We start from the raw sequence: 18,739 nt of genomic DNA on the forward strand, positions 1-18,739 counted from the left end.
AGGGTAAAAAAACATGTGTTAATATTTAAAAATTAAACTTGTGAAGTAGAACCTGTGCTTAGTACTCCTGGCAATAAATCTACTGCTACTTCATTACCTGATTTTAACACTCCTGGTAACAAATCTACTGCTACTTCATTACCTGATTTTAATACTCCTGGTAACAAATCTACTGCTACTTCATTACCTGATTTTAACACTCCTGGTAACAAATCTACTGCTACTTCATTACCTGATTTTAACACTCCTGGTAATAAATCTACTGCTACTTCATTAGTTCTATCACCTGTGTTACTTTGCCCCGTAATATCATGAGTAAAAAGAGAGCTTGTGACAAGAAGGGCACCTAAAACTAATCCTACTAATAACTTTTTCATCAAACTTCCCTCCTAAAATATTTATATATTTGAAATTTGCTCATAGGCAAAGGTAGCCTCTTTATAATAACTAGCAGCTAACTTGTACTTATTGATTCTTTCAAAATGATTAGCTAATAATTTTAGATAGTTACTTAATTCTGCATAATCTTTTTTCTTTTGTAAATGTGGAATAAATTTTGTAGTTAAATGGCTAACGAATTTATCCCAATTACCCTCTAATAAATATTTATACGTATAAATCACATAAACATAATATTGTTCATCAGAATCTACTGATTCAAAACTCTTTAGTAATACTAATGCATTTTCTACTTTTTCTTTTGTTTCTTCATAGTTTTCCGTATTATATAACTCTTTAATTAAGGAAGATATGGCAGCTAGTTTCGTTAAAATGTAAACTTCTGAATCACTTATAACTTCTTTATAATGAACAATAGCTTGTTCCGAATTCCCTCTTGCAGAGTACAAATAACCTAAATTTTGATTCGTTAATTGAATTAATTTTTTATTTTTCTCAAGCTTTCCTAGGTGTAGTGCTAAATTAAAATTTTTAATTGCTTTATCATAAAGTTTTATTCTTCGATATGATATTCCTAGAATGTTATGACACTGAGCGCAACGAATAAAATTATAATCTTTCATAAAAATATCTAATGCTTGATTTGCATATTCAATAGCTTCGAGAGTATTACGAAATTTTGAATGAGTTATAGAAATTACATATTTTAAATCAGCAATCTCTTTTTCATCCAAACGAACATGCTGTAATTTATCTTCCGCATTTTTATACATATGCATTGCTTGTGAAAAGTCATCTACTATAGAGTAGTAATTCCCTTTAAACTTAAACCAATAATATTGTTGCTCATTATCAAATGAATTCGAAATTTCACTGAGCTCATTGATTTTTTTTAAAGAAGCTTCTAATTCTCCTAAAACGAGGAAATAACGAATTTTATGAATTTCGAACATCATTAAACTTTCCGACAAATTCTTATCCATTAGCTCCTGTAACTCATTGTATGTGTCGACAATATCGTCTTTATCATGACTATCAAACAACATCCCATACCATTCAGAGCATCGTTGTCTAATTAGATCTTCCTGACTATTATCGACCTCTATACCTAGTCGATTACAGAGCATTTGAATAATTTCCGGGCTCGCTTGAGTCTTTTGATTCTCAATTTTCGATAGATAAGATACTGAAACAATCCCGTCTGACAACTCTCCAAGCGTCATTTCTTGTTTATTTCGTTGTAATTTTATAAAGGATCCAATCTCAATCATTGTACCCACCCTATCAATTAATTCTGAATTCTGTTTCGTTAAATTAATTATAACATGTTTCCTATATTTTCATATTGGGAAAATCATAGAGGTATATGCTTGTTTAATATAAGAAAAGTTTTCCTGTTTTCCTAAATAAAGAAAATTTACTGTTTCTGTAAGCACATATAACTAGAAACAGTAAATCCTCATTTTTACCAATATTTGTTTATTAAATAGTTACTTTGGATGAACTTATTTGTAACCTAATCAATCATAAATGTGTACGTTAACCTGATCTTCTCCCGCATTTCGATAAATAATACTCTCTGTTTTTTGACTAGAAACGACATCTATTTCGATATCATAGTAGTTAGGAAAGATCTCTTGTACAAGCCCATAAGCATATTGGGTGAAACCTATTACTTCACCTTTTCCATTAAACTCGATAGGTATTTCTATTTGTAATTTTTGCAGTTCCTCATCGATATAGAATCCTTCCCCAACCAGTCCTACATAGTTAGGAAAGAATTTTCTCACTTCATTACCAAAGTTTGTTACGAGTTCTTGATCCTCGAAATATTTTTCTGATCCTTCATCAGATGGAAAAAGTATATTCTCTTCCTTGACTTCTTCCCAATCGTCAACCGTACTACTTCCACCTGGGACATTCGTTCTTGCTACAAAATTTCCTGGGACAGGAGATGCTTGTTCTTCTTCTCTATAGATTGCAATCATAATTGGTACATCACGCAAATTTTCATCATTTTCTCTTATATCAGTTACGATATTTTGTGCAACATCATTCGCGACACTTAACATTTCCTGTTCTGGTATATCTTGATAGTAAGTAGTTCCGCCCGGTTCCGTTTGGAAACTATATACTGACTTCATTGCAATACCTAGGGAAATACCTTCAAGCTCAACACTTTGATCATCAGAATGTCGCATAAAATTTTGCTCGAGAACATGTGTGAGATAACGCGGGTTATCTCTATACTCTTGAACATCTGCCCCTTCTTCAACTTCAGGATTCAACTCGTCAATCCATGAATATATTCGATCTGTGTCAAAGTACTGTCCTTCTTGGAAATATAATTCCTCTGGACTGTAGACATCTTTAGACAAACGCCTTAATCCTTCTTCCATTTCATCAATATCGACACGGTTCGCGATCTGATTCACAATTGCTCCCCTAGCTGCACTCGTTTTATACGGTAAAATCATACGATAATTTTCACCAGATAATTGATAACTAGGGACAATTGATGTCTTTTGTTCCGCATCATCTTGTACTACTTCTTCTTCACTATTTTGATTTTGAAGACAACCACTTAACAAAAGAAGTAGCACCAACATTAACAAGCTGACTTTTTTCAACCTGCTCCCTCCTTACTTCCCAACAACATCTTCTAGCTGTTGTTCGCTCCACACGTCAATTCCTAATTTCTCTGCTTTATCCAATTTTGAACCAGCATCTTCACCAGCAATGACAATATCTGTTTTCTTGCTGACACTTCCAGTAACAGTGCCTCCAAGTGACTCGATTATTTCTTTTGCTTCTTTTCTAGAAAACTTCTCCATCTTGCCTGTAAGAACAACTGTTTTCCCTGAAAACATACTATCTGTTGCCTGTTCTGATTTACGTGGTCCTTTATATTCCATTTGAACTCCTAGTTCTCGTAGACTGTTTAAGAGTTCAGTAACTTTTTCTTCAGCAAAATATTGTACAATGGAATCAGCCATCTTATCTCCAATCTCATCAATAGCTAGTATATCTTCATATGTTGCTTTTTGGAGGTTTTCCATTGTTTCAAATTCCATTGCCAGTGTTTTCGCTGCTTTCGCACCTATAAATCGAATCCCCAATCCGAATAACAGACGCTCCAATGAATTTTCTTTTGATTTCTCGATTGCTTCTAAAAGGTTTGTAACTGATTTTTCTGCCATTCTTTCTAACTGTAAGAGTTCTTCTTTATCAAGTCGATAAAGGTCAGCCATGGTTTGAACAAGGTTTTCTTGGAATAACTGAATAATTACTTTCTCACCAAGTCCATCAATATTCATTGCATTACGTGATACGAAATGGATTAATCCCTCCATTAGTTGAGCAGGGCAATTCGGATTGATACAACGGAGAGCAACTTCTTCTTCTAGTCTAACTAGTTCATTGCCGCATGCAGGGCATTCCTCTGGCATATGGAATTCTTCTTCATCCCCATTTCGCTGTTCGACTACAGAACGAACTACTTTTGGAATAATATCTCCAGCTTTTTTAATTACTACTTTGTCTCCAATCCGGATATCCTGTTCGCGAATTAAATCCTCATTATGAAGAGAAGCACGCTGAACTGTCGTACCTGCTACTCGTACTGGATCTAATATTGCTGTTGGTGTGACAACACCCGTTCTTCCAATACTCAATTCAATATCTCGAAGAGTTGTCATCGCTTCTTCTGCCGGAAATTTATATGCAATCGCCCAACGCGGACTTTTTGCTGTAAATCCTAATTCATCCTGCTGGTCAAGACTATCTACTTTGATTACTATACCATCAATTTCATAGGAAAGATCATTTCGATGTTCTGTCCAATAGTTTACATAGTCAATGACTTCTTCAATCGTATTACACTTCTTCCATTCCTTGTTTGTTTTAAAGCCTAGTTCTTTTAAACGAGCTAAATGCTCACTATGAGATGTAAGGTCACTATTCTCCCATTCACCTACACCGTATAGGAAAATATCTAAATTACGCTTTGCAGCAATTTTTGGATCGAGTTGGCGCAATGATCCGGCAGCAGCATTTCTCGGATTTGCAAAAGGTTCCTCTTCATTTTTCTCACGTTGCTCATTTAATGCTAAAAATGACTTATGTGGCATATATGCTTCTCCACGAACTTCTAATGTACCTTCTTCTTTTATCGATAAAGGGATACTGCGGATTGTTTTTAAATTCGATGTTATATCTTCTCCAATTGTTCCATCTCCACGAGTAGCTCCTCGAACAAACTTGCCATTTTCATATGTAAGAGAAATAGCAAGACCATCGATTTTAAGCTCACATACAAAGCTGATTGGTTGGTCGGTACCGTTACTGGCACGTCTCGCAAAATCACGTAAATCTTGTTCATTAAATGCATTTCCAAGACTTAGCATAGGAATATTATGGGTTACTTTTTGAAACGATGCTAACGGAGCTCCACCTATACGCTGGGTCGGTGAATTTTCCATCACTAAGTCTGGAAAGTCCTGCTCCAATTGTTGTAACTCTCGTAATTTCTGATCGTATTCCGAATCAGGAACTGTAGGGTTATCCAACACATAATATTCATATCCATATTGATTTAATAATTCAATTAAGGATTCTATCTTTTTACTTGCTTGTTCTTTATTCATTTGCGTTGCCCCTATTCTTCCTTCGTAATTGGTGCAAATTTGGCTAATAACCGTTTAATACCTATAGGTGCAGGAAAAGCGATATCCAATTCCATTTTTTCTCCATCGCCCTGTACTTTAACAACCGTTCCTATTCCCCACTTCTTGTGGTTTGCTTTTTCACCTACGGCCCATATTTTACTTTCAGCACCTGTAGAATGTTGCATTTTTTCAGCACGTCTCTTCCTTGGAGCTGGTTGTTGTGGGGAACGTTCAAGAGATTTTGCGCCAAACATCGGTTTATCCTTTTCTTCCAAACCATCAATTAATTCTTTTGGTATTTCGTTAATAAATCTACTTATTGGATTCATATTTGTTCTACCATACAGTGTACGCATTTTTGCATGTGTAACATATAATTCTTTTTCAGCACGTGTAATCCCTACATAAGCAAGCCTTCTTTCCTCTTCCATTTCCTCTTCATCCATGATGGATCGACTATGTGGGAAAACATTTTCTTCCATTCCAATTAGAAATACAACAGGGAATTCTAATCCTTTTGCTGCGTGTAATGTCATTAATGTAATTTTTTCATTATGATCTGGATCTTCTTCATCCACACGATCAATATCTGCAACTAACGCAAGGTCGGTTAAGAAAGCAATAAGTGTTTTATCTTCGCTTGCTTTCTCGAAATCTTTTGTAACTGTCATGAATTCTTCTAAGTTTTCTAGGCGACTTTGTGCTTCAATCGAACGCTCATTCTTTAACATCTCTTCATAGCCTGTTCGTTCTAATACAGCTTCTACCATATCTGTAGCCGTTAAGAACTCTTGCTGTTGCGATAAAGTTCGAATTAGATTTTCAAAGCCAGCTAGCGCATTCGCTGCTTTCTTGGATACTCCAGTAAAATCAACTTCTTTGACCGCTTCATATAACGAAATATCATGTTCTCCTGCATACGCTTGTAAACGTTCAACCGAGGTCTTACCAACCCCACGTTTCGGTTCATTTACTACACGTACAAAACTAATATCGTCATCTGGATTCGTAATTAATCTAAGATAGGCAATCATGTCCTTAATTTCTTTACGGTCATAGAACTTCATGCCGCCAACCATTTGATACGCAATACCTGATTTTAATAAAGTATCCTCTATCGCACGTGATTGTGCATTTGTTCGATATAAAATAGCAACATCACTTGGTTTATAATCATTCTCTCTTATTAACTGTTGAATCTTATCCGTGACATAAAGAGCTTCTTCTTGTTCTGTTGCGCCTTGATAATAGTTTAGATTTTTTCCATCAATATTATCCGTCCATAAGTTTTTCGGCTTTCTACCTGAGTTGTTAGAAATCACTTGATTAGCCGCTTGTAATATAGATTTTGTAGAACGGTAATTTTGCTCTAATAAAACCGTGCGAGCAGAAGGATAGTCTTTTTCAAAAGTTAAGATGTTTCCAATATCCGCACCTCTCCAACGATAAATCGATTGGTCAGAATCTCCTACTACACATAGATTTTGAAATCTGCTAGCTAGTTGTTTCACTAAATAATATTGTGCATGATTGGTATCTTGATACTCGTCCACATGAATATATTGAAAACGGCGCTGATAATACTCCAGCACTTCTGGTATACGTTGGAATAAATGAATGGTTTGCATGATTAAATCATCAAAATCGAGTGATTGATTTTTACGAAGCATTTTTTGATATCCTTCATATACTTGAGCTACTTGACGATCAAAGAAATTCCCAGCGTTTTTCGTATATTCTTCTTCAGTAATTAATTCGTTTTTTGCTGTACTTATTTGTCCTAGCATAGCACGCGGATCGAATTTTTTTGGATCGATATTCAAATTTTTTAAAACTTGCTTGATTACCGATAATTGATCATTACTATCTAATATAGAGAAATTGGTTGAATATCCAATTCGATCTATGTCACGACGCAAAATACGGACACACATGGAGTGAAAGGTGGATACCCACATATATTCTCCTTGTGGTCCGACTAATTTGCTCACACGCTCTTTCATTTCACGTGCAGCCTTATTCGTAAATGTAATGGCTAATATATTTCGTGGCGATACATCTTTTTCTCCCATTAAATATGCAATTCGATGGGTTAGTACACGTGTTTTTCCACTTCCTGCTCCTGCCATAATCAGTAATGGTCCTTCTGTATGTCGCACAGCCTCTTGCTGTTGTTTATTTAACGTATTGATCATACTTTCCAATGATTGATTCATACGTACACCGTCCTTACTACTGTTTAATTCCCTTTTACTGCCTCTACTGTTTTTAATGCTTCCTTTATATTGGTATAAATACTATTTCCTACAATAATTGTATCAGCATATTTTTTCATTTCTTTCGCTTGTGTTGATGTTTCGATTCCTCCACCGTATAGAAGTTGAGTATTTTGAAGCTCTTCTTTTACTTCTTTTACTAAAGTAGGATCTCCATACGTACCACTATATTCTACATAAAAAAATGGTAAATGAAATACCTTTTCTGCCATATACGCATATGCTTTTACATCATCAAGATCAGGCATTACACAATTCGTATATTGAAACGCCTTCGCATCTTCATTTAAAATACAGTATCCCTCAAAGTATACTTCAGCAAATTCCATCATGTCGATAAATTCTTTAATTGCCTTATGTTGAATATCCATCATGTATTTTTTTTCTTTTGAATTCAATACCATTGGAACAAAATAATAATCAAATCCTGGAGTTAACGTTTCTTCTTCTGACACTTCTAATACAACGGGAACCATATGACTTCGACGTATCCTAGATAACAAATCTAGTACACCATCTAAGGTGACATTATCTGTTCCCCCAACAATAATAGCATCTGTCCCAGACTCACAAATTTGATCTAGATGTTCATCGGATATTTCTTTCGCAGGATCTAATTTAAAAATATGATGCCACTCATTTATATTTTTCAAACCGTAATTCCTCCATCAATAAATTCATTACTTTATTATACCAAAAATAATATGCGGAATTTAGTGATTGAGCGAAATTTTTATTACGTACCATAATCTGACGAATTTACAGCACAGAAGTGCATGTGTTCATTAGAAACGTAGCTAGTGTTCCGCTTTTTGGAGTAGAGATAGTTATCGGGTTTTGCCCACCCCCTAGTGGGTACTGAAGCGATTTGTAGGTTGAGGAGACAAATGATAAAACATTTGTGATCTATTCTAAAGAGGATAGAAGGCCCGCTTTTAAAAGGTGGAGGATTGGTCTTTTATAACAACCCTCTATTCTTTCAGTGACATTTTAAAAAGGATTTGAACGGGCAATTTTCATCTAAGGAGGCTTTCATATTAATTTTTATAATCAGCTGTCACTAACCCCATACAATGCGCTGGTATAGAAGAGTGATAACTGATGGACAATAAGTTCCAGATTTTCATTGTTATCTGCGTCAACCAATTCCCACATAAACATCTCATTCATGTAATACCAGTTTTTTGCAGTAATGAAGGGATTAAAGGCCGTATTGACCAGCTGCTTATCCTGGGAATGTTTAATATCGGTAGTAATACCTTGAATGAATTCATTTCGTATATTTCCCCATTCTGATTCAATCTCCTCACTAGAGCCGATCGCATCTTTCACAACTTTCATAATCGGTCTATGTTTAATTGCTAAAGACATATAATCTCTCACCTGATTTTTTATCCGTGAACATGCTTCTTCAGGTGTAGCAGGGCGAAATTCCTGATTGGCTACTTTGAAAAAATCCTGCATGACTTCTTCCATAACAGTAATAAATAGTTCATGTTTATTTTTAAAATATACATATGCTGTTCCATATCCAACACCAGCATTTTTTATAATCTGAGAAATAGTCGTTTTTTCAAAACCATTTTGTAAATAGACATGATGGGCAGATTTAATTAGTTTTCTTTTTGTCTCCTGCGCTTGCTTATCTCGATTGGTCAATTTATTTTTCATGACAACCTCCTACAATGTCAATGACACGAAATAACTGACATTATGTCATTGACACTATGTCAGTGATTAAATATAATTTAACCATACAATAAATAAACAATTCAAGTTAAAAATTATAGTTCCAGGGGGAAACATATGGTTAAAAAATACACTAGATCGTATGCGCAGGAAATGGATGAACAGGACGAATTGAAACAGTTCCGTAGTGAATTTTATCTTAAAAATGAAAGCATTTACATGGATGGGAATTCATTAGGTTTAATGTCTAAAAGGGCAGAAAACGCACTACATAACATAATTGACTCTTGGAAGAAATATGGCATCGACGGTTGGATGGAAGGAGATCATCCGTGGTACTATCTGTCTGAACGTCTAGGTGAAAAGATGTCAGTCCTAGTTGGTGGAAAAAAAGATGAAGTTATTGCGACCGGTTCCACAACGGTTAATTTACATCAGCTTGTATCAACTTTTTTTCAGCCTGAAGGAAAGCGTACAAAGATTTTAGCAGATGCATTAACGTTTCCAAGTGATATTTATGCATTGAAGGCACAATTGCAATTAAAAGGGTATGATGAATCCCATTTGGTACAGGTGCAGAGTGAGGATGGAAATCTGTTAAACGAGGAACACATTATTGAAGCGATGACAGATGATATTGCGCTGATCGTGCTCCCAAGTGTTCTATACCGGAGCGGACAAATTCTTGATATGGAACGACTTACAAGAGAGGCCCACAAACGCAACATTAAAATTGGTTTTGATTTATGCCATTCGATTGGATCTATTCCACATGACCTTCATAAATGGGGTGTTGATTTTGCCTTCTGGTGCACCTACAAACATCTAAACGGAGGACCGGGTAGTGTCGCAGGTTTATTTTTACATGAAAAGCATTTTGGTGTTGCACCTGGACTAGCGGGATGGTTCAGTTCTGCTAAGGATAAGCAATTTGACATGGAACATACCTTAACACCTGCTAATAATGCCGGGGCTTTTCAAATTGGAACACCTCATCTTTTTAGTGTGGCACCTCTGATTGGATCACTAGACTTATTTCATGAAGCCGGAATTGAAAAAGTACGTAGAAAATCACTCGCGCTGACGGACTATTTAATGGAGTTAATTAAATATGAACTCGATGGGCATGGCGTAGTGATCTGTAACCCAGAAAATCATATCCAACGCGGCGGTCACATATATGTCGAACATCCTGAAGCTGCTCGGATATGCAAAGCATTAAAAATGAAAAAGGTTATTCCGGATTTCAGAACCCCAAGCGGCATTCGCCTAGCACCTGTTGCTTTATATAATACATTTGAAGATGTTTATGATTGCGTACAAATTTTTAAAACGATTATGGAAGATGAATTATATAAGCAATTTGAAAATGTAAGGGAGGTTGTTTCCTAAATGGGTGTATGGATTGATATTTCTCAACCGATAAATAATAATTTAGCTTGTTGGCCGGGGGATCAATCATTTCATTTTCATACACCGGTAACGAAGGAAATGACCGGTTCTGTGAATATTGGAAGGATCAAGACGAGCACGCATGTGGGGACCCATGCGGATGCTCCCTATCATTTTATGGAAGATGGAAAACGGATCCTTGACCTGGAAATCGATCGGTATATTGGGCCGTGTAAAGTAATAGACCTCAGTGCATTTGACGAAATAAATGAAACAGCTTTAAAAAGTAAAGTGAAAGAAGATACAGAACGATTATTAATCCGGACATCACTGCCGAACAATCCGGAACAATTTCCGACTGATGTCACGCCAATTACAGCTGACGGCGCTGCTTACATGCATTTTCTTGGAGTAAAACTGGTCGGTGTCGATACGCCTTCGGTAGATCCGCTTTCAAGTAAGGAGCTAGTTGGACATCATGCACTTTTTAAGTATGACATTAACATTTTAGAAAATGTCATGCTTGATCAGATAGTTGAAGGCGACTATGAAATGATTGCTCTGCCACTCCCGCTTCAGGATGCCGACGGAAGTCTGGTTAGAGCTGTGATTAAACCAATAAATGGAGGAAATCACGATGCAAAATAAACATGAAGCATTTAAAAATGAAAAGCGTATTCATACAGACTTTAAAAAGAAGATGACTTACAGTGATTATTTAGGCTTGGATACATTATTGAGCAGTCATCATCCGTTGAGTGACCATCATGATGAAATGCTGTTTATTTCAGTGCATCATGTGAGTGAGATTTGGATGAAACAGATTCTACATGAAATAGATTCTGCTATTCGCGATATTCAGGCTGATAATTTGTCTACTTCTTTTAAAAAATTAGCACGCGTATCACAAATACAAGCGCAGATGAAAAATGTATGGGATGTTCTCTCCACGTTGACTCCAGCTGAATACATGGAGTTCCGCGACAAGCTGGGCAACGCATCCGGTTTTCAGTCATATCAGAACCGGATACTTGAGTTTGCTCTTGGTTATAAGACTGAATATGTGCTGAAGATTTATGAAAAAGACCCAGAGCTGCTAGAGATTTTACAGGAAGCTTACGATGCACCAAGTCTTTATGACGTTTCTATTCAGGCACTAGTAAGGGCTGGTTTACCAATCGATGAAGAAGTGCTGAATCGTGATGTGCGTGTAACACATCAATCAAATGAGAGTGTAAAACAAGCATGGTTAACTGTTTATCGGAACGTTGATAAGTACTGGGAGCTTTATGAGCTTGCAGAAGAGTTGGTGGATATTGAAGATCTATTCCAGCAGTGGCGGTTCAGACATATGAAGACTGTTGAACGAATTATTGGATTTAAACGCGGTACTGGCGGTTCCGGCGGTGTTGCTTATTTGAAAAAAGTAATCGATCAGTACTTTTTCCCGGAATTGTGGGAGCTTCGTACGGAATTGTAAAGGAAAGCTTTGTGCTTTCCTTTTCAATTTATATAATCATCAGTAGTTTGCCATAATTGGACTCGGTCTATGTGGAAATCCACTTATGTTGCTGGACAATATGACCGAGAGATGTTCTTGGGAACCTTTATCCTATTTACTATTTTCACAAGATTTCCTACGGCACACTTCCTTCATCCTTTACCTCGAAATAAGTACTTTCGTTTCTCTAGCGGTTGGTTAATGTGTAGCTCTACAGTGGAATTGGATGCCTAGCACGCATAAAAAAACACCTTCCTGATTGGAAGGTGCTTGCTACTATTCTTTTATATTCATTCGTTCTAACACTAAATTGTATCCGTCACTACCATAGTTAATACAACGTCTTACTCTGGAAATTGTCGCAGTAGATGCTTTTGTTTCCTTCTCAATTGCACTATACGTTTTTCCTTCCGTCAGCATTTTCGCTACTTGAAATCGTTGCGACAATGACTGAACCTCTGACATTGTCGCAATATCATCAAAAAATTTATAGCATTCTTCTTTATCTTTTAACGATAGAATAGCATCAAACAAAAGATCTAATTGCTCTCCTCGTAATTTATCGATTTGCACGAAATTTCCTCCTTAACCTTAGCCCTACTGACCAGAAATAGTAACAGCTTGTTCCATTCCAGGATCTTCGCTTGGTACGACGTTTACCCAAGTCATTCCTGGAATAAGTCCAATTTCTTTGCCATCTTTTACCGGTACAATTCTTCCGTCTCTATTTTCCCACTCCACTTTTTGATATTGTCCATGTTGAATTAAATATGCAGAGCCGCCACTTGTTAAATCAACTGTTCTTCTGCCAGCATCATCAATAACTTCGTGGTGAGTTTCTAAGATAAATATGTTCTCAACAGTTATTGGTTGGTCTGTTTGTAATTCAACTGTCTGTATCCCTTCACTTGATCGAGTATATGTACCTTCATCTTCTTGGTATATATATTCTACCACATTTGCAGGGTTACTACTGTAGACAACTTCAATACTATTCGCCGAGTCTCCAGATAAACCTTCTACCTCCGCATCTGTTAAAAACTCAAGTGATTCTATTGAATTTGATATTTCGACACCTTTTTCGGTTGCAACTTCGTTTACGGCAGGTAGTTGCAAGTATGAATTATGCGGTGCTTTTCTAAAGCTCTCTCTTTTAAATAAATGTCCATCGTTATCATAAACCGATCCATTCAAATGATCAATTCCTTTTGAAGCAATGATATCATTTACAAAATTAGCGGCACCATGGTATACATATATACTATTATAGCCATTCGCGATATCTGCATAATACTCTCTTGCACTTCGCACAGGACCAACTACTTCAGGCAGATCACTTTGGTAAATGGCAAGAAATCGCGTTATTGTTCCTTCAGCTAATATTTCAAATATAATATCAGCATCAGATAAACCAGATTGAGGTCGAGCAGACCGATGATTGTTAACCATCACACCAATCGGACGTTGATCAATATTCTCACCTTTAGAAACCATCCCTGATAATGGATATACTTCTTGATTACGACTATCTGTCACTTGTTCTTTTTTATCTACACCTGGTTCTTTTTGTGTGTTTGCTGTTGCATCATGATTGTCCTCTTCGCAAGCGATTAATAAAGAAATAATGAGCAATATAACGAACCCTACTCTTTTCATAGACAACACCTTTTTGTAAAATAAGTTATTTCTTATTATAGGCTACCTCATCGTTGCTGGAAAGACTATATCACGATTTTTTACATCTAATAGTCCTTTCTGTGTAATTCTAAAGAAAGGTAGATGAAAAGCGGACAAGAATAATAGGCTATAGACTGGATCATAAAAGGCAAATCCATATTTTTGTAACGTATCCTTTAATTGTTTATCTAACACTATCATTTGTTCCATTGGCTCATTTGGAAGAGATCCTCCAAGTTGTAATGGAATTTCCGTTAATATTTCACCATCATTAACAAGAATGATGCCGCCTTTTAATTCTTTGAACCGATTCCAAGCAATAAATATATCCTTTTTGCTATTACCGATAATAATAATATCACCCGATGCAGAATAACTACTTATGAGCGCTCCAAGTTTCGGTGCAAATCCCCGAATAATAGTATTTACTCTCCATTTTCCTTTTCTATCTATTAAAAGGATAAATTGTTCTCCCTTTTCTTCATTTAATTCTTCAAAACTAACATCTGAATCGATCGTATAAGGCTTAATAATGACATCATTGATTACATCCATTCCTACTGGAACAGAGAATTGTAAATCATCTTCCGTTAAATCCCAATCTATATTCATTTCATTAATCTCATAATTACTCCAATCGATAATTGGTGGAATATCTATCTCTTTTGTTTCTTTTACAATCCATTGTCCTTTCGCGAGCACACTTACCGGATTTGGATTATCTTTTTCTTGTAGGATGTTAATATGTGCGATTCTACCCGGTGCAATGCTGCCAAGTTCCTCATCCATACGCAAATGTTTTGCAGCATGAAAAGATCCCATGCGATACGCATCTTCTATTGGAATTCCTTTATCGATAGCTATCTGAATACAAGTATTAATTACTCCATCTTTCATAAAGTAAGGAGTTGGACCATCCATCGTCAACATCAGCTGGTCAAAAGTAGTTAACCTATACTCTAGTAAATCTTCTAAAATGGTAGGCAAATCAGGTCGAATTGGTGAGTAACGGAGACCTACCATGTATCCGAGCTGTAGACGATTCATGACTTCTTCTCCTGTCATTGCTTCATGATCGGCACTTATTCCTAATAATTTCATCTTTGTCAATGTTCGTAATGAAGCACCTGGCAGATGACCTTCAATTGGTTTTCCTTTACGTTTAGTCTCTTGAATCCAATATAATAGTCGATCATCTCCAGCTAACAAACTTGGCCAATCCGTTAATTCTCCACCTTGTACTACTACCGGATGTTCTATCCAATCAAGTACATCGTTGGTATTAATAAAATGATTCTCTTCTTGCAAGGTTGTCTGAGAATCATATCTCGACCACCAAAACATCGAAATTGGTAATTTGTTAAACTGATCAATAATAGAAAACGCTTTCTTTTTATTAGTTAGCAAATACCATGTCAAATTGTCATTTACGAGTGTAGTAGTTCCTGTTTTTGCTGCATGTGTAGCTGTTATCTCCGGATTTGCTAATTGAAACGGGTGTGAATGTGGCTCAATATAGCCTGGTACGATAAACTTATCTTTACAATCGTATATTTCTGTTCCTTTTGTCTGTTCTGGTAATTTTTCACCTACATACACAATTCGATCTTCATATATCCAAATATTTGCTTCTAACCATTGTTTCGTATGAACATTTAAGTATGTTGCATTTTTCAATAATAAAGTTGGTGATACCGTTCCATCAATCACCTTTACATGTTGTCGCAATTCGCGATTTCTCCAATTCCTTCCGTTTTCCATACGGCAACTCTCCAGTAATAAATAATTTCTTTTATTCTATCATATATATTGCTTTAATAAAGTAAAGAATGTGTATATTTTTGTAAAATTTACCAAATGTTAATATTGTGGTGTTTTTGTTTTCTTCCTAAAATAACTTAGGTACGTTTAACTTAATATGAATATTTTTTGAGGATCCCGGTGTTGTATTTGAGGTATAGCGCTGGTCTATTTACTACTTTTTTTGATTTCTCAGGTTTATTTGGTTCAGAGAGCACGTCTATTTACCACTTTTTTCGATTTTTCATGTTTATTTGGTTTAGAGAGCACGTCTATTCACTACTTTTTTCGGTTTCTGAAGTTTATTTGGTTTAGAGAGCACGTCTATTCACCACTTTTTACGCTTTCTCAGGTTTATTTGGTTTAGAGAAACGCTCCATTTTGGATCATCAATGCAGTTTAGTTTTACAAATGCTCTAATTTCTTTCTCAATACCCTATTGGCAATTCAGACATATAACGGGTGGGCCTCCATTTAATTTGCGAAGCCCACCCTCTCACATTTCATATAAATTTCTTATGTCCTAGCTTTGTTGTCTTGGTTTATTGCTATGTCTTTTCGGTAAAAGAAAGAATCTGTATTAATCGTTGTTTTCTCCAGTTGACGATATACATTTGCTGATGCTTCTTCCATACTGTTTGCACGACTACCTACTAAGAGCACGCGCCCCCCATCAGACACTAATTCGTCTTCTTTCACTTTTGTACCGGCATGAATGACAAAATTTTTCTGTTGTAAATCAAACATTGGAATTCTATGTCCTTTTTCATAAGCATTTGGATAACCTTGAGAGGCAAGCACCACACCAACACAAGCTTCTTCATACCACATTAATTCAGGATCTCTCTTCTCCAGCACATCCTGCATTACTTGTAGCAAATCGTTTTTAAGTAATGGAAGGACTACCTGTGTTTCAGGATCACCGAAACGGGTGTTAAATTCAATGACTTTCGGTCCTTGTTTCGTCATCATTAACCCGGCGTATAAAATACCTGTAAATGGCCGTCCTTCCTCTATCATCCCATCTGCAGTTTTTTGTAAAATACGTTCAAGAGAAAAGTCATAAGCTTCTTTTGTTAGATCAGGAACCGGAGCGAAAGCACCCATCCCCCCTGTATTCGGTCCTTGATCATGTTCAAACGCTCGTTTGTGATCTCTTGCGGCCAGCATAGGGTATACATGATTTTCATGGACAAAAGCCATTAAGGAAAATTCCTTACCTTCGAGGTATTCTTCAATAACGACAGTTGCTCCAGCATTAGAAAATGCTTTATCTACTAACATATCGTCTATTGCTTGAAAAGCCTCCTCTTCTGTCATAGCCACGATTACACCTTTTCCTGCGGCTAATCCATCTGCTTTAATAACAATTGGAGCACCTTGTTGTTCTACCATTTTTTTCGCTTCGTTTACATCAGTAAATACGCCATACGCAGCAGTTGGGATCTCGTACTTCTTCATAAAGTTTTTTGCAAAGCTTTTACTTCCTTCCAGTAAAGCCGCTTCTTTGGTTGGCGCAAAAATCGCTAATCCTTCTTCTTGAAATTTATTTACAATGCCAGCGTTTAAAGGATTTTCTGGTCCGACAATGGTAAACTCCACTTCGTTTTGTTTTGCAAACGCACATAATTTATCGATATCCATCTCATCGATTTCTACACATGTAGCGTCATTTGCGATTCCGCCATTTCCTGGAGCTACATAAAGATTTATTATCTCCGTATTCTCTTTTAGCTTTTGCACAATGGTATGTTCTCTACCGCCTCGGCCAATTACTAAAATGTTCAAGAGCGTCCCTCCTACTATTAGTGCTTAAAGTGTCTAACTTTCGTATAAACCATGGCAATGCCAAATTGATTACATACATCAATGGAATCTTGGTCTCGCTTCGATCCTCCCGGTTGGATAATTGCCTTAATACCAGATTTTGCAGCAGCTTCTACTGTATCTGGCATAGGGAAGAATGCGTCTGAAGCTAAAACTGCTCCTTCACTTTTATCTCCGGCTTGCTTAATGGCAATCTCTGCAGCTCCGATACGATTCATTTGTCCAGCACCGACACCAATTGTTTGTGAGTCTTTAGCTAATACAATCGCATTCGACTTCACATGTTTTACTGCTTTCCAAGCAAACAACATATCATTGATTTCTTGTTCGGTTGGTTGTTGATTGGTAACCACTTCAAGATCCTCTTCACTTACTTCTTTCGCGTCATAAGCTTGAATTAATGCACCGCCATATACTGTTGTTAAACGATTGGATTGTTTGTCATCACTTGTAACATCTAACTCCAATAGTCGGATATTTTTCTTTTGAGTTAATATTTCTAGCGCTTGTGTTTCAAAAGATGGCGCCACAACAATTTCTAAGAAGATTTGACTTAATTGTTTCGCAGTATCCACATCTACTGGTCGATTACATGCTACAATTCCACCGAATATCGAGATTGGATCTGCATGATATGCTCGTTCAAATGCAGTAGATATCGACTGACCAATTCCTATTCCACAAGGATTCATATGTTTTACTGCGACTGCAGCAGGTTCCGTAAATTCTTTTACAATTTCTATGGCTGCATTCGTATCTTGAATATTGTTATAAGAAAGCTCCTTACCATGTAGTTGTTTTGCTGTTGCTAAAGTAGGACGAGATTGAATTGGTTCTTTATAAAAAGCAGCCTGCTGATGTGGGTTTTCTCCATAACGTAAGTCTTGCACTTTTTCATACGTAACTGTATAGCTTTCTGGATATTGTTCTTCGGTCTGAGATAGGAAGTAATTCGCTATCATTGTGTCATAACTAGCAGTATGACGAAATACTTTTGCTGCTAATTGCTGACGAAATTCATATGTATCTTTTGCATATGTAATTGCTGCTAACACACGCTCGTAATCTGTCGGATCTGTTACAACTAGTACGTCTTCAAAGTTCTTCGCAGCAGAACGCAACATAGATGGACCACCGATATCTATATTCTCAATAATATCTTGATGACTTACATCCGTTTTTTGCACGGTCTCTTTAAATGGATATAGATTAACGGCTACTAAATCAATTGATACAATTCCATGCTCTTCCATTTGGGTAAGATGCTCCTGGTTGGAACGTTTACCAAGTAATCCCCCATGAATCATTGGGTGTAATGTTTTCACACGTCCATCTAACATTTCAGGAAATCCGGTTACTTCATCTACTGGTGTTACATTAATGCCCGCTTCAGCAATACTTCGTAATGTTCCACCTGTAGATAAGATTTCAAATCCTCTTTCTTTAAGACCTTTGGCAAATTCAATTATATTCGTTTTATCTGACACACTAATTAAAGCACGTTTACTCAT

At 36.4% G+C, this 18,739-nt stretch carries 15 protein-coding genes; 3 read left to right on the forward strand and 12 right to left on the reverse strand.

Annotated features, from left to right (window positions below; genetic code table 11):
• Positions 1 to 32: 32 nt before the first annotated feature.
• From AQ616_RS16930 to AQ616_RS16960, 7 genes are all read right to left on the reverse strand, one after another.
• Entirely contained in the window at positions 33 to 377 is a 345-nt protein-coding gene (locus AQ616_RS16930) for a hypothetical protein (RefSeq protein WP_069686354.1), read from the reverse strand.
• A gap of 21 nt (positions 378 to 398) precedes the next feature.
• Entirely contained in the window at positions 399 to 1,670 is a 1,272-nt protein-coding gene (locus AQ616_RS16935) for a helix-turn-helix domain-containing protein (RefSeq protein WP_069686355.1), read from the reverse strand.
• 249 nt (positions 1,671 to 1,919) lie between these two features.
• Entirely contained in the window at positions 1,920 to 3,029 is a 1,110-nt protein-coding gene (locus tag AQ616_RS16940; protein ID WP_017795911.1) for a CamS family sex pheromone protein, read from the reverse strand.
• A gap of 12 nt (positions 3,030 to 3,041) precedes the next feature.
• On the reverse strand, positions 3,042 to 5,045 hold the full coding sequence (gene ligA, locus AQ616_RS16945; protein ID WP_017795910.1) for an NAD-dependent DNA ligase LigA: 2,004 nt from the start codon (positions 5,043 to 5,045) through the stop codon (positions 3,042 to 3,044).
• Positions 5,046 to 5,056: 11 nt separating this feature from the next.
• A complete protein-coding gene (pcrA, locus tag AQ616_RS16950; protein ID WP_069686356.1) occupies positions 5,057 to 7,282 on the reverse strand; it encodes a DNA helicase PcrA in 2,226 nt (741 codons plus the stop codon).
• Between the two features lie 23 nt (positions 7,283 to 7,305).
• Positions 7,306 to 7,995 (reverse strand): heptaprenylglyceryl phosphate synthase, encoded by a 690-nt coding sequence (gene pcrB / locus AQ616_RS16955; protein ID WP_069686357.1) that lies wholly within the window; start codon positions 7,993 to 7,995, stop codon positions 7,306 to 7,308.
• 397 nt (positions 7,996 to 8,392) lie between these two features.
• On the reverse strand, positions 8,393 to 9,013 hold the full coding sequence (locus tag AQ616_RS16960; protein WP_017795907.1) for a TetR/AcrR family transcriptional regulator: 621 nt from the start codon (positions 9,011 to 9,013) through the stop codon (positions 8,393 to 8,395).
• Between the two features lie 135 nt (positions 9,014 to 9,148).
• Here AQ616_RS16960 and kynU point away from each other — a divergent pair, with 135 nt between their 5' ends.
• Genes kynU through kynA form a run of 3 tightly spaced genes read left to right on the forward strand, consistent with a single transcriptional unit; the run spans position 9,149 to position 11,903 of the window.
• The gene (kynU, locus tag AQ616_RS16965; RefSeq protein WP_069686358.1) at positions 9,149 to 10,423 is read left to right on the forward strand and encodes a kynureninase; all 1,275 of its coding nucleotides are present in this window, start codon (positions 9,149 to 9,151) and stop codon (positions 10,421 to 10,423) included.
• Entirely contained in the window at positions 10,424 to 11,071 is a 648-nt protein-coding gene (gene kynB / locus AQ616_RS16970; protein ID WP_069686359.1) for an arylformamidase, read from the forward strand.
• The gene (kynA, locus tag AQ616_RS16975) at positions 11,061 to 11,903 is read left to right on the forward strand and encodes a tryptophan 2,3-dioxygenase (RefSeq protein ID WP_077595910.1); all 843 of its coding nucleotides are present in this window, start codon (positions 11,061 to 11,063) and stop codon (positions 11,901 to 11,903) included. Before kynB ends, kynA begins: the two co-directional genes overlap by 11 nt.
• Before the next feature lie 297 nt (positions 11,904 to 12,200).
• Here kynA and AQ616_RS16980 read toward each other — a convergent pair whose 3' ends face one another.
• From AQ616_RS16980 to purH, 5 genes are all read right to left on the reverse strand, one after another.
• Positions 12,201 to 12,497 (reverse strand): YerC/YecD family TrpR-related protein, encoded by a 297-nt coding sequence (locus AQ616_RS16980; protein ID WP_017795903.1) that lies wholly within the window; start codon positions 12,495 to 12,497, stop codon positions 12,201 to 12,203.
• Between the two features lie 24 nt (positions 12,498 to 12,521).
• Complete coding sequence (locus tag AQ616_RS16985) at positions 12,522 to 13,580, reverse strand: DUF3048 domain-containing protein (protein ID WP_069686361.1); 1,059 nt, start codon at positions 13,578 to 13,580, stop codon at positions 12,522 to 12,524.
• Between the two features lie 42 nt (positions 13,581 to 13,622).
• Complete coding sequence (locus AQ616_RS16990) at positions 13,623 to 15,362, reverse strand: adenine deaminase (protein WP_069686362.1); 1,740 nt, start codon at positions 15,360 to 15,362, stop codon at positions 13,623 to 13,625.
• A gap of 555 nt (positions 15,363 to 15,917) precedes the next feature.
• Positions 15,918 to 17,189 (reverse strand): phosphoribosylamine--glycine ligase, encoded by a 1,272-nt coding sequence (gene purD, locus AQ616_RS16995; RefSeq protein ID WP_069686363.1) that lies wholly within the window; start codon positions 17,187 to 17,189, stop codon positions 15,918 to 15,920.
• Positions 17,190 to 17,206: 17 nt separating this feature from the next.
• Complete coding sequence (gene purH, locus AQ616_RS17000; protein WP_069686364.1) at positions 17,207 to 18,739, reverse strand: bifunctional phosphoribosylaminoimidazolecarboxamide formyltransferase/IMP cyclohydrolase; 1,533 nt, start codon at positions 18,737 to 18,739, stop codon at positions 17,207 to 17,209.

Origin of the sequence: Oceanobacillus sp. E9 (assembly GCF_001741975.1) — a bacterium.
Taxonomy (GTDB): domain Bacteria; phylum Bacillota; class Bacilli; order Bacillales; family Amphibacillaceae; genus Oceanobacillus; species Oceanobacillus kimchii.